Origin of the sequence: Asanoa hainanensis, assembly GCF_900188485.1 — a bacterium.
In the GTDB taxonomy this organism is placed as follows: Bacteria; Actinomycetota; Actinomycetes; order Mycobacteriales; family Micromonosporaceae; genus Asanoa; species Asanoa hainanensis.
The window spans coordinates 22,671-35,030 of sequence record NZ_FZPH01000002.1; the positions used below are offsets into that span (position 1 = coordinate 22,671).

The following is a 12,360-nucleotide window of genomic DNA, read 5'->3' on the forward strand; positions in this document are numbered from 1 at the left end:
CCCGGTCACTCCGGCCACCAGGCCGCGCGGGAGAGGTCGACCCGGCCGTTCTTCAGCGGGGTCGCTTCGCCGACCAGGCGGGCCAGCGCTTCCTTTTCGTGCCCAGGCACGACGCGGCCGTTGGCGGCCACGACGCGGTGCCACGGGACGCCGCCGCCGTGCTTGGCCATGATCGCGCCGATCAGGCGGGAGGAGGACCGGCCCGAGCGTTCCGACAGGTAGTCGGCGATCGCACCGTAGGACATCGCCCGCCCCGGTGGGATGCGCTCGACCACGGCGAGCACTTCCTCCACGTACTCCTCCGGCTCCACACCGGCCACACTATGGGATCTAAAAGTGATCTTGAGTGACCGACCGCGCAGAATGGACCCCGTGCGCGAAGCAGTAACGACGGCACGCCGGATCGTCGTCAAGATCGGGTCGTCGTCGTTGACCACGGCCGACGGCGGGCTCGACGCCGGCCGGGTCGACGCCCTCGCCGACGTGCTGGCGGCCGCCGCCCGGGCCGGGCGCGAGGTGGTGCTGGTCTCGTCCGGCGCGATCGCCGCCGGCCTGGCCCCGCTGGCCATTCCCCGCCGCCCGCGCGACCTGGCCACCCAGCAGGCCGCCGCGTCCGTCGGCCAGGGCCTGTTGATCGGGCGGTACGCGGCCGCGTTCGCCCGCCACGGCCTGACCGTGGGCCAGGTGCTGCTGACCGCCGACGACGTGACCCGCCGGGCGCACTACCGCAACGCGTACCGCACGCTGCGCAAGCTTCTTGATTTTGGTGCCGTGCCGATCGTCAACGAGAACGACACCGTGGCCACCGACGAGATCCGGTTCGGCGACAACGACCGGCTCGCCGCGCTGGTGGCCGCCCTGGTCGACGCCGACCTGCTGGTGCTGCTCTCCGACGTGGACGCGCTCTACACCGGCGACCCGCGCAAGCCCGACTCCCGCCGCATCGACGAGGTGCGCGCCGAGACCGACCTGACCGGCGTGGCGATCGGCGGCGCCGGGCGGTCCGGCGTCGGCACCGGCGGCATGGTCACCAAGGTGGAGGCCGCCCGGATCGCCACCGGCTTCGGCATCCCGGTGGTGCTGACCTCCGCGCCGAACGCGGCCGACGCGCTGGCCGGCGAGCCGGTCGGCACCCTGTTCCACCGGATGGCCCACCGGCCCACGGCCCGGCTGTTCTGGCTGGCCCACGCGACCTCGCCGCGTGGCCGGCTCCACCTGGACCCGGGCGCTGTGCAGGCGGTGGTGGCCCGGCGCAAGTCGCTGCTGCCGGCCGGCATCACCGCGGTCGACGGGGTGTTCACCGCCGGCGACCCGGTCGACCTGGTCGACACCTCGGGCGCGCCCGTCGCCCGGGGGCTGGTCAACTACGACGCCGTCGAGCTGCCGGCGCTGCTCGGCCGCTCGACCGGCGACCTGGCCGCCGAGCTCGGCCCCGGCTACGAGCGTGAGGTCGTCCACCGCGACGACCTGGTATTGCTGTAAGGGCATCCGTTGACAAGGAGGAAGCGATGAGTGTGCGGGAGCAGGCCGAGCGAGCCCGGGTGGCGGCGGTCACCCTCGCGGCGACGCCGCGGGCGGTGAAGGACCGCGCTCTGCTCGGCATGGCCGACGCGCTGGTCGCCCGCGCGCCCGAGGTCATCGAGGCCAACGCCGCCGACCTGGCCGCGGGCCGGGCGGCCGGGCTCTCCGACGCGATCCTCGACCGGCTGGCACTGACGCCGGCCCGGGTCACCGCCATCGCCGCCGCGCTGCGCGAGATGGCCGCGCTGCCCGACCCGGTCGGCGAGGTGGTCCGCGGCTCGACGCTGCCCAACGGCCTCGAGCTGCGCCAGGTCCGGGTGCCGTTCGGCGTGGTCGGCATGATCTACGAGGGCCGGCCCAACGTCACCGTCGACGCCGCCGGCATCTGCCTCAAGTCGGGCAACGCGGCGCTGCTGCGCGGCTCGTCGTCGGCCGCCAACTCCAACGCCAAGCTGGTCGAGATCCTGCGCGAGGCCCTCGACGTGGCCGGGCTGCCCGCCGACGCGGTGCAGCTGCTCGACTCGTCCACCCGCGACTCCGTCAAGGAGCTGATGCGCGCCCGCGGCCTGGTCGACGTGCTGATCCCGCGCGGCGGGGCTTCGCTGATCCGGGCGGTGGTCGAGGAGTCGACGGTTCCGGTGATCGAGACCGGCGTCGGCAACTGTCACGTCTACGTCGACGCGGCGGCCGACCTCGACAAGGCGCTCGCGATCGTCCTCAACTCCAAGACCCAGCGCCTCTCGACCTGCAACACCGCCGAGTCGCTGCTGGTGCACGCCGACGTCGCCGACGCGTTCCTGCCCCGCGTGCTGGCCGCGTTCGCCGACGCCGGGGTGACCGTGCACGGCTCGCCCGAGGTGGCCGCGCACTCGAAAGACGTGGTCCCGGCGACCGACGAGGACTTCGCGACCGAATACCTCTCGGCCGACATCTCGGCCGCCGTGGTCCCGTCGCTGGCGGCCGCGGTCGACCACATCCGGCGCTACGGCACGCAGCACACCGAGGCCATCGTGACCGAGTCGCTGGCGGCGTCACGTGAGTTCGTCGCCGCGGTCGACGCGGCCGCGGTGATGGTCAACGCGTCGACCCGGTTCACCGACGGCGGCGAGTTCGGGTTCGGTGCCGAGATCGGCATCTCGACGCAGAAGCTGCACGCCCGCGGCCCGATGGGCCTGCCCGAGCTGACCTCCACCAAATACGTCGTCACCGGCGAAGGACAATTACGTGTTTGAACGCCGTGTTCGATGGCGAATTCAGCGTTCGCCGAATTCGACCACGACCTTGATGTCGCCGGCCTGCGGATCCGCGTACGCCTCGCGGTAGTGCTCGACCGGCACCCGCCGGGTGATCAGCCGGTTGAGCCACTTGCGGTCGGCGGCGGCCAGCGCGTCCGCACCCGCCTTCCAGTGCCGGGCGTTGGCGTTGACCGAGCCGAAGACCACGTTGTTCTCCAGCACCAGGGCCCGGTTGAGCGCGCCCGCGTCGACCGGGATCTGGTGGCCACCGGTCGACACGCCGGTCAGGCAGACCACTCCGCACGGGCCGACGGCATCCATCACGCCGAACACCACCGGCGGGGCGCCCGTGCACTCCAGCACCAGGTCGGGAGCGAACCCGAGCTCGTGCACCGGCTTGCTGTGGTACGTCGCGCCCAGGTCGTGGGTGAGCTGCGGCTTGGGTCCGTCGGTGGCCAGGTCGACCACGTGCACGTCGAGGTCGCGCTGCTTGCCCAGCAGCGCGGCCAGCAGCCCGATCGGCCCGGCCCCGGTGACCAGCACGTTCTCCGGCTGCCAGGGGTCGCGCTCGACGAACCGGTCGATCAGCTCCCAGGCCTTGGCGACCACGCTCGTCGGTTCGAGCAGCACGCCCAGCAGGCCGAGCGACCGGTCCAGCTTGACCGCGTGCTCGGGCTCGATCCGCCAGCGGTCCCGGGCGAAGCCGTCCAGCGCCTTGATCCCGTGCTCGGTGTACTGGCCGTTGCGACACATGTCCCACTGGCCCTCCGCGCAGTTGGCGCACGGCACGGGGTCGGGATGGCGGACGATGCCCGCGACCAGGTCGCCGAACTCCAGCCGGCCCGTCGGGTCCTCGACCACCCGGCCGAGCGACTCGTGGCCGATCACCAGCCGGTCACCGCCGGGCGGGGCCTCGCCGTAGTCACCGGCGATGATCTCCCGGTCGGTGCCGCACACCCCGACCGCGACCGCCTCCACCAACAGCCCGCCCTCGTGCTCGGCGGGCTCGGCGAAGTCCTCCTCGAGCCGCAGCGAGTCCTTGGTGCCGGGTGTGACGGTCAGTGCCCGCATAGGACCATCTTGCGGCCCAGGCCCGCTCCGCGCTCAGAAACCGGTCAGCGCAGGCAGATCTCGCCGTCCTCGCTGGCCAGCACCGAGTCGCTGGGGAACGGGGCGACGTCACCGGCCGCGATGATCACGGGGATGGGCGGGTCCGCGCGCAGCGCGTACCAGGGGCCGACGCAGATCGACGACTCCCGCAGCGTGGTCGTCACCTTGGGCTCACGCGCGGTCAGCGTGTGCTTTTCGGTGGCGAACAGCGTCTGCGTCCCGTCGCGTTGCGTCTCGTAGGTCACCCAGGACACCGCGATCTCCGCGGTGGGGCAGACCGGCCCGGCCGAGATCACCAGTTGGCTGCCGGTGGCGGCGGCGGTCACCTTCGAGACGCACTCCGGCGGCGGCGGCAGGGCCACCCCGTCCGGCTCGGTCGACGGGGTGTTGGAACCGGGCCCGCTGTCACCGGGGGGCACCGTGGTGGCCGGCGGGCTCGTCGCCGGCGAGGTGGGCGCGGACGTCGGCGGCGCGAACGGCGGGAGGAGCACGCTCGGTTGTGTCGCGCTGCCTACGGTCGCTGGTGGCTCCGCCATGTTGTGCGCCGGCTGTTCCATCAGCGGCAGCCGGACCAGGGTGATCACCCCGGCGACGGCGAGCACGGCGGCCGCGACGCCGCCGACGCGGCGCTGCCGCCGGCGGTGGACGGTCTCCCGCACCGCCTCGACGCCCGGTGGGCGGAGCCAGGGGTCGACCGACTCGGTGAGCTCGCCGAACGCGCGGTCGAGCCGGTCAGGTGGTGGCTCACGCACTGCGCACCTCCGGGCTCGCGTGGACGTCGTCGTCGGTCAACCGCAGCGCGAGCGTCGCCCGGCCCCGGTGCAGCCAGGACTTGACCGTGCCCTCGGCCGCGCCGGTCAGGTCGGCGATCTCGGCGATCGACACGTCGGCCAGGTAGAACAGCACCACGGCCTGGCGCTGCCGTTCGGGCAGGGTGGCCAGCGCCGCGCGGAGCGCGACCGCGTCCGGGCCCGGCCCCGGGGTGTGCTCCTCGCGGACGCCGCGGGTCAGGTGCAGCAGCCGGCGGGCCCGCCGCCAGCGGCTGGTCGCCAGGTTCCACGCGACCCGCCGCACCCAGGCGCCGGGGTCATCCAATGTGGACCAGCGCGGCCACGCCCGGCAGAATGCCTCCTGCACCACGTCCTGCGCCTCGGCCAGATCGCCCGTGTGGGCGAACAGCTGATGCGTCAGGGTGCGGAACCACGCGGCGTAGAACTCCGCGAAGTCGAGCTTGTCGGGCACAACTCTCCCGGGGTCGACGGCACCCACACAGTATCCCGTCAGCGCAGCCGTGCTCATTGTCGTAATTCGGCCGACGCGGAGGCGTTGTTGGGGTGAAACTGAGAGCCATGACGCGATCGCGGCAAATCAACGGCTCGCAATCCCGTCGACTGGTCCAGGACCCGTGCGACGACGAGAGCTGCCCCAGCTGCTACGGCGACCCGGCGCAGGCAGACGCCATGCGCCGCGCCGGCCGGTTACCCGACCGCAACCACCGCCTCGACGAACGCCCCGAAACGGATTAGCCCCTAGCCCCACAGCTCCGGAAAGACCTTCGCCACCTTGGCGGTCAGGTAGTCGCCGTAGCTGCCGGTGAACGCCACCGGGTCCGCGCCGTCCCAGCGTGGCTCGCCGGTCGCCGTCGTGCGCGCCCGGCCCGGCAGCGGTGGCACCTCCGCCAGGAAGTCCGGGTCGAAGAAGAACGGGTACGACAGCCGCTCGTTGCCGCTCACGTTGCGCACCCGGTGCAGGGTCGACCGGTACCACCCGCCGGTCAGCCGCTCGAGCATGTCACCGATGTTGCAGACGAACGTGCCGGGCAACGGCGGCGCGTCGACCCAGCCAGCCGGCGTGCGTACCGCCAGACCGCCGTTGGGGTCCTGCGCCAGCAGCGTCAGCAGGCCGTAGTCGGTGTGCTCGCCGACGCCCCAGTCGTCGGTGTCCGGCGGCTGCGGCGGGTAGTGGAAGATCCGGAACAGCACCGTCGGCACCCGCGTGTAACCGGCCGCGAAGTAGTCGGCCGGCAGGTCCAGGCTCCGGGCGACTCCGCGCATGACGTCCTGGGCCAACCCGGTCAGCGCGGCGATGTAGTCGAGCACCGCACCGCGCAGATCGCCGGCCGGGAACAGGTTGCGCCCGTGCAGCGGGAGCCCGGTGCGCGGGTCGCCGTCGGGCAGCTCCTCGCCGAAGTAGATGCCCTCCTTGCGGTCCGGCCGCCCGGCGGTCAGCTCGCCGCCGAGCGGGAAGTAGCCCCGCCACGCCGGCCCGGCGTGCCGCATCGCGATCGCCAGCTTCTCCGCCTCGGGCAGCGCGAAGAACGCCCGGGCCGCCGTGTCCATCCGCGCCAGCAGGTCGCCCGGGATCCCGTGCCCGGTCACGTAGAAGAACCCGGTGTCCCGGCAGGCGGACTCGATCTCCCGGGCCACCCCGTCCGGGTCGCCGCCGCTCCGCAGTGGGCCGACATCGATCACCGGGAGCCTCGTCTCCGCCATGTGCAGAGCCTAGGATCTCCGCATGACCCCGGAGGAGATCGGAGCGCGGCTGATCGAGCTGGTCGCCGGCGAGGCCTCCGTCTCCGGCGGCAACGCCCACGCCCGCGCGACCGTCGACGTGCCGCCCGCCGGGTGGGCCGAGGCGGTCCGGGTCGCCCGCGACGACACCGCGCTGGCCTGCGACTTCTTCGACTGGCTGTCCGCGGTCGACGAGCTCGACGACGGGTTCGCGGTGGTCGCGCACCTCTGGTCGACCGGCCACCACCACGGTCTCCTGCTGCGCACCCGGGTGCCGCGGGCCGAGCCGGTGGTCGACACGGTCGTGCCGATCTTCCCGGGCGCGGCCTGGCACGAGCGCGAGACCCACGAGATGTTCGGCATCGACTTCGCCGGGCACCCCGACCTCAAGCCGCTGCTGCTGCCGCCCGAGTTCGAGGGCCACCCGCTCCGCAAGGAGTTCGTGCTCGCCGCCCGGGTCGCCAAGTCGTGGCCGGGCGCCAAGGAGCCGGGGGAGAGCGAGGCCGGCACCGCCAAGCGCGCGCCGATGCGCCCGCCGGGTGTCCCGGCTCCGGGCGAGTGGGGGCCGGCCTGATGCCGCTCTGGCTGGAGATCCTCGTCCGGGTGGTCGGCGTCGTCGCCGCGTTCCTGGTCCTCCCGCTGGTCGTCGGCCAGACCGAGCACAAGGTGATGGCGCACATGCAGGGCCGGCTCGGCCCGATGTACGCCGGCGCGTACCACGGTTGGGCCCAGCTCATCGCCGACGGCATCAAGTTCGTGCAGAAGGAGGACGTGACGCCGGCCGCCGCGGACCGGGCGGTGTTCCGCCTGGCGCCCATGGTGGCGCTGGTTCCGTACCTGCTGGTGCTGCTCGTCATTCCGCTCGGTCCCGGCGACCTGGTCGGCCAGAACCTCGACGTCGGGCTGTTCTTCGTGCTCGCGGTGCTCGGCTTCGGCGTGGTCGCGGTGCTGATGTCGGCGTGGGCCTCGGCCAACAAATACAGCCTGCTCGGCGGCCTGCGCGGCGCTGCCCAGCTGCTCGGCTACGAGCTGCCGATGGTGCTGGCCGCGGCCAGCGTCGCGATGGCGGCCGGCACGTTGAGCCTGACCGGCATCGTCGAGGCGTGGCGGCCGTGGTGGCTGCTCTGGCAGCTCCCGGCGCTGGTGGTGTTCTTCGTGGCCGGGCTCGCCGAGATCCGCCGTCCGCCCTTCGACATGCCGATCGCCGACTCCGAGCTCGTGTTCGGCTATCTGACCGAATACACCGGCCTGCGGTTCGCGTTCTTCCTGCTCGCGGAATACGTCGGCATCGTGGTGATCGCGGCGCTGACCACCGTGCTGTTCCTCGGCGGGTGGAAGGGCCCGTTCGACGACCAGCTCGGCTGGCTGTGGACGCTGGTCAAGATCTTCGCGGTCGCGTTCGTGGTGATCTGGTTCCGGGTCGCCTACCCCCGGCTGCGCGAGGACCAGTTGCAGCGCCTGTGCTGGCTGGTCCTGGTGCCGGTGTCGCTGGGCCAGCTCGTGCTGACCGCGGCCGTGCGGGTGGCGCTGTGAGCAACCGCGAGACCACCGTCCGGCGGCTGATCACCGACGTCTGGAACGGCCACAACGAGGCCACCGCGTACGAGCTGATCGCGCCCGACTGTCCCGGCCTTGGCACGAGCGGCCCGGCCGGCGTGCTCGCCTGGCACCAGGAGCGGCGCGCGTCCTTTCCGGACCTCCGCTACAAGATCGTCGACCTGATCGTCAGCGGCGAGCGGGCGGCGGTGCACTGGCGGGCCGCCGGCACCCAGACGGGTCAATTCGGGCCGGTGCCACCAACGGGCACGGTGGTCAGCTATTCGGGTGCCACGTTCCTGCGGTTCGACACCGAAGGGCTGATCTCCGACGTCTGGAGCATCAACGAGCTGTTCCAACTGCTTCAGCAACTAGGTGTCGAAATGTTGCCTCCGGGTTAACCCCTCCAGGCGACCGTACGCTCGCAATGCGTGGTTGAATGCCGACATCGACACGCGTCTGGGTGCGTCGGTGCCCACTCCCAGCCTCCGGCGGCCGCCTTCCGGTCCGCCGGACCGGCCGTGGTCGGCGCCCGAGCCGATCTCCATGGCACCGGTGCCCGCGGCGCCCGACGCGGAGCCCACCTCGAACCCGGCCGGCCTCGCCCTGGCCCGGGTCTACGCGGTGTTCCCGGCCGCCATCCGGTTCAGCTGCGGCATCGCGGTCGCGACGGTCGCCCTCGCGGTGCGGGAGCCACCGGTCCAGGCGGTGCCGCTGGCGCTGGCCGTGGTCGTGCTGACGATCTGGTCCTTCGTGTTCTACCGGCAGACGATCGACAACGGCATCCGCGCCCGGATCGTGCTGGTCGACTGCGCGCTGACCATCACCGCCTGCCTGGCGATGCGGGTGCTGGTGTCGCCCGAGGTGATGCCCGGCGGCGTGAGCTGGGTCGCGGTGCTGGCCAGCACCTCGATCATCACCGCGCAGTTCGCGCTGCGGGTCGTGCACGGCGTGCTGCTCGGGCTCGTCATCGCGGCCGCCTACTGCGTCGGCGCGATCCTGGCCGGCCAGACCGGCGAGGCGGTCAGCCACTCCGCGGTGCTGGTGCTCCAGAGCTTCCTCGCCGCGGGGCTGGTCTACCTGACCCGGCGCAGCGGCCGCGCGGCCGACAGCGTGTTCACCGCCTACCAGAGCGCCCACCGCGAGACGGTGATCGCCCGGGCCGCCCGCGAGGCCGAGCGCAAGCAGAACCGCGACCTGCACGACACCGTGCTCTCCACGCTGACCATGGTCGGCCTCGGCGGTGTCGCGAGCCAGTCGGCGATGCTCCGCGCCCGGGCCTCGTCCGACCTCCGTACCCTGTTCGACCCGGCCCGCCGGGCAGTGCTCGACCCGGCCGCCAAGGTGTCCCTCGACGAGCGGCTGCGGCTGGTCGTCGAGCGCTACGAGGGCTATCCGCTGACCGCAGCCCTGGAGCCGTGCCGCGTGCCCTCGGTCGTGGCCGACGCGATCGCCGAGAGCGCCGACGCCGCCCTGTCCAACGTGGTCCGGCACGCCGAGAACTCGGTCGCCTGGCTGCGCCTGCACCACACCCGGGACGCCGTCGTGGTCGAGGTGATCGATGTCGGGCCGGGCTTCGACATGGCCGCCATCCCGCCCTACCGCTACGGCATCCGTGAGTCGATCATGGCGCGGATGACCTCGGTCGGCGGCACCGCGCGGATCGACACCGCACCCGGCAACGGCACCCGCATCCACCTGGAGTGGGCCGATGTCAGCTGAGCGCCTGCGGGTCGCCGGCGCGGCCGTCGTGTCCAACGTCGACCGCGGCGGCCGGATGGCAGCCGTCTTCATCGCGTTCGGCTGGCACATCGGGGTCAACGTGCCGGGCCTCGTCGGCGGCTGGGACGACTACCGGGTGCCGTGGGCCGCGCTGGCCGGCTGGGTGCTGTTCAGCCTGGTCGGCGTGCTGGCCACCGCCCGCCTGTTCTACGGCTTCGCCGTGCCGGTCGTCCCGCTGCTGGCCGTGCTGCTGATCGTCGACGTGCTGGTCATCGCGGTCGTCCCCGACGGCGGCTTCTTCAACGCCTACAACTGGGCCTGGGGCACGATCGGGTGGTTCGCCATCCTGCTGCTCTACGACCGTGGCGTCGCCGCCCTCGTCGCCGTGCTCGCGGCCAACGCCGCGTTCGGCCTGATCGGCGTGGTCGCCGCCAACACCGGCAGCGGCGCCGTCGACCTCAGCCGGTTCGTCATGTACGTCTACGGCACGGGCGTGCTGCCGATCGCGCTGGTCGCGGCGATGGGCGTGCTGCGCGACACGGCCAGGTCCGCGGCCGCCAACGAGGCGGCGCGCGCCGCGCTGGAGTCCGAGCGCCTCGGTGCGGCACACGCGCAGCGGGAGCGCCAGCACCGGCTCGGCATCGTCTCCGAGGCCGGCGGCGCGCTGCTGCACGACCTCGCCACCGGCCGCGCCGACCCGGCCGACCCCGACGTCCAGCGGGCCTGCGCGCTCGCCGCGGCCCAGCTCCGCCGGCTGATCGCCGAGTCCGACGACGTGCCCGACCCCCTGCTGCACGAGCTGCGCGCCTGCGTCGACGTGGCGGAGCGCCAGGGCGTACCGGTCGACCTGATCGCGGTCGGTGAGCTCCCTGTGCTCGACGTGGCGATCCGGCGCCGGCTGGCCGAGCCGCTCGCGGCGACGCTGGCGACGGCACGGGACTGGGCCCGGGTGACGGTGGTGGCGCAGCCCGACGAGGTCGTGGTCAGCCTGACCACCCCGGCGACGGCGGGGCCGGCCAAGGAGTCGCATTCCTGGCCGATGGACGGCGTAGTGGACTACTGGTACGAGCGGGACGAGGAACTGGTATGGACGCAGACACGGTGGCGAGCGGCATGACGTACGGGTCGGGGGGCGCGCGGACCTCGGTCGCGATCGTCGACGACCACCCCGTGGTGCTCGAGGGTGTCCGCTCCTGGCTGGCCGCCGACCCGCGGCTCGAAGTGGTCGCGACGGGCGACAACGTCGACGCCGTGCTGACCGTCGGCCCGGCCGACGTGATCCTGCTCGACCTGCGGCTGCACGGCCGGATGGCGATCGACAAGGTGAGCGAGCTCAGCGCGGCCGGCCAGCGCGTGGTGGTCTACTCCGAGCACCACGAGCCGTCGACGATCCTGGCGGTGCTCGACGCCGGCGCGGTGGCGTTCCTGGCCAAGCACGAGGGACGCGACCACTGTGTCGAGACGGTGCTGGCCGCCGCGGCCGACCGGCCTTACGTTCCACCGTCGCTGGCCGGTGCGATGGTCGGTGACCGTCGCAGCTCCCGGCCGGCACTGTCCGACAAGGAGCGCGAGGCGCTGCTGCTCTGGTTCCAGTCGATGTCGAAGGCGTCGGTGGCCAAGCGGATGCAGATCAGCGAGCACACGGTCAAGCAATACGTGGACCGTGCGCGGATCAAGTACGCGCGGGCCGGGCGGCCGGCGGCGACCAAGTCGGCACTGCTAGCGCGGGCCATCGAGGACGGGCTGATCCGCCCCGAGGAGATTGGGACGTACCGGTCATACGCCTCACCCGATCGGCCATTGCCCTAACCCGCCGATCGAACGACCCCCGGTTGACTGTCATGACACTGCGTGGCGGTAAGGCCAACATGGTGACAGGTTCCTCACCCTGGAGGCCCCTCCCCATGAGTGCCACACCCTTCTTCATCCAGCCATACCGGTTCGACGACCCGGCCGCCGACGACTCCGGCCCGATGCTCGACCGCCAGCGCGCCGTCGTGCTCGAGCCGGGCGAAGAGATGCTGTGGCGCGGGCAGGTCAACGTCACGGGCTACCTGGTCGGCCCGACGGGCGACGGCCACGCCGAGCGCCGCTGGACGCTGCCTCGGTACGCCGACGTGACGATCACCGATCGCCGGCTCGCGTACGTCTGCGACGACTGGGACCTGGCCCGTGTCGGTGCGCCCCGGCACCGCTCGGCGCCGTCCTTCGCCAGACCGCGGCCGAAGCGCCGCCCCGCACTCGGCGGCGGCACTCGGGTCGCCACCGGCCAGATCCTCTGGCAGTGGCCGTGGAAGCTGCACCTGCTGCCGCCGCCCGGCCCGCAGGGTGTGCTGATCGTCTGCGACTCGATGCGGTCCAACCGCCGCCCGGCGCTGATGCTCGCCGGTGGTGTCGCGGCCGACGGCCGGGAGCTCGCGCTGACGGTGCGCCGCTCGATCGCCCAGTTCCGCCTGACCAACCCCGACATCGTCGAGCTCTCGCCGCGCGACCGCGACGCGCTGCAACTGCGGGCCGGCTCGGCCCTGCTGCTCGACGAGCTCACCGACCCGCAGCGTGGCGTCGCCCTGCCGGGCGGCCTGCCGGTCGAGTTCGTCAACCGCGACGACTACTACCACCCGGCCCCGGTCCAGCAACAGTGGGGCCTGGCTGGCGGCGGCCCCGCCTAGGCTGTCGGCTTCCGTCCCTCCCCGGCAAACAGGGCGTCCCGACAGGGGCGTCCTGTT

14 protein-coding genes are annotated in these 12,360 nt (G+C 72.8%); 9 read left to right on the plus strand and 5 right to left on the minus strand.

Annotation, left to right across the window (positions count from 1 at the left end):
• Positions 1 to 5 precede the first annotated feature (5 nt).
• Positions 6 to 311: an MGMT family protein gene (locus tag CHC05_RS03855; protein WP_089246047.1), complete on the minus strand. Its 306-nt coding sequence runs from the start codon at positions 309 to 311 to the stop codon at positions 6 to 8.
• A gap of 61 nt (positions 312 to 372) precedes the next feature.
• Between CHC05_RS03855 and proB the strand changes: the two genes are divergently transcribed.
• Together proB and CHC05_RS03865 are read left to right on the plus strand one after the other, a co-directional pair.
• Positions 373 to 1,482: a glutamate 5-kinase gene (gene proB, locus CHC05_RS03860; protein ID WP_089246045.1), complete on the plus strand. Its 1,110-nt coding sequence runs from the start codon at positions 373 to 375 to the stop codon at positions 1,480 to 1,482.
• On the plus strand, positions 1,473 to 2,753 hold the full coding sequence (locus CHC05_RS03865) for a glutamate-5-semialdehyde dehydrogenase (protein WP_281257650.1): 1,281 nt from the start codon (positions 1,473 to 1,475) through the stop codon (positions 2,751 to 2,753). Before proB ends, CHC05_RS03865 begins: the two co-directional genes overlap by 10 nt.
• Before the next feature lie 21 nt (positions 2,754 to 2,774).
• Here CHC05_RS03865 and CHC05_RS03870 read toward each other — a convergent pair whose 3' ends face one another.
• The 4 genes from CHC05_RS03870 to CHC05_RS03885 form a co-directional block, all read right to left on the minus strand.
• Positions 2,775 to 3,827: a glucose 1-dehydrogenase gene (locus CHC05_RS03870; RefSeq protein ID WP_089244790.1), complete on the minus strand. Its 1,053-nt coding sequence runs from the start codon at positions 3,825 to 3,827 to the stop codon at positions 2,775 to 2,777.
• Between the two features lie 44 nt (positions 3,828 to 3,871).
• The gene (locus CHC05_RS03875; RefSeq protein WP_089244792.1) at positions 3,872 to 4,618 is read right to left on the minus strand and encodes a hypothetical protein; all 747 of its coding nucleotides are present in this window, start codon (positions 4,616 to 4,618) and stop codon (positions 3,872 to 3,874) included.
• Entirely contained in the window at positions 4,611 to 5,165 is a 555-nt protein-coding gene (locus CHC05_RS03880; RefSeq protein ID WP_089244794.1) for a SigE family RNA polymerase sigma factor, read from the minus strand. Before CHC05_RS03880 ends, CHC05_RS03875 begins: the two co-directional genes overlap by 8 nt.
• Before the next feature lie 230 nt (positions 5,166 to 5,395).
• Entirely contained in the window at positions 5,396 to 6,358 is a 963-nt protein-coding gene (locus tag CHC05_RS03885) for an isopenicillin N synthase family dioxygenase (protein ID WP_089244796.1), read from the minus strand.
• Positions 6,359 to 6,380: 22 nt separating this feature from the next.
• Between CHC05_RS03885 and CHC05_RS03890 the strand changes: the two genes are divergently transcribed.
• From CHC05_RS03890 to CHC05_RS03920, 7 genes are all read left to right on the plus strand, one after another.
• On the plus strand, positions 6,381 to 6,950 hold the full coding sequence (locus tag CHC05_RS03890; RefSeq protein ID WP_089244798.1) for an NADH-quinone oxidoreductase subunit C: 570 nt from the start codon (positions 6,381 to 6,383) through the stop codon (positions 6,948 to 6,950).
• Entirely contained in the window at positions 6,950 to 7,909 is a 960-nt protein-coding gene (locus tag CHC05_RS03895; protein WP_089246049.1) for a complex I subunit 1/NuoH family protein, read from the plus strand. Before CHC05_RS03890 ends, CHC05_RS03895 begins: the two co-directional genes overlap by 1 nt.
• Complete coding sequence (locus tag CHC05_RS03900; protein ID WP_089244800.1) at positions 7,906 to 8,313, plus strand: ester cyclase; 408 nt, start codon at positions 7,906 to 7,908, stop codon at positions 8,311 to 8,313. The genes CHC05_RS03895 and CHC05_RS03900 overlap by 4 nt, the downstream gene beginning before the upstream one ends.
• Before the next feature lie 70 nt (positions 8,314 to 8,383).
• Positions 8,384 to 9,634: a sensor histidine kinase gene (locus CHC05_RS03905; protein ID WP_245870650.1), complete on the plus strand. Its 1,251-nt coding sequence runs from the start codon at positions 8,384 to 8,386 to the stop codon at positions 9,632 to 9,634.
• A complete protein-coding gene (locus CHC05_RS03910) occupies positions 9,624 to 10,751 on the plus strand; it encodes a hypothetical protein (RefSeq protein ID WP_089244804.1) in 1,128 nt (375 codons plus the stop codon). Before CHC05_RS03905 ends, CHC05_RS03910 begins: the two co-directional genes overlap by 11 nt.
• Complete coding sequence (locus CHC05_RS03915; RefSeq protein WP_089244806.1) at positions 10,721 to 11,443, plus strand: response regulator transcription factor; 723 nt, start codon at positions 10,721 to 10,723, stop codon at positions 11,441 to 11,443. The genes CHC05_RS03910 and CHC05_RS03915 overlap by 31 nt, the downstream gene beginning before the upstream one ends.
• Positions 11,444 to 11,538: 95 nt before the next feature.
• Positions 11,539 to 12,303, plus strand: a complete 765-nt coding sequence (locus CHC05_RS03920; protein ID WP_245870651.1) for a hypothetical protein — start codon at positions 11,539 to 11,541, stop codon at positions 12,301 to 12,303.
• Positions 12,304 to 12,360: the final 57 nt, after the last annotated feature.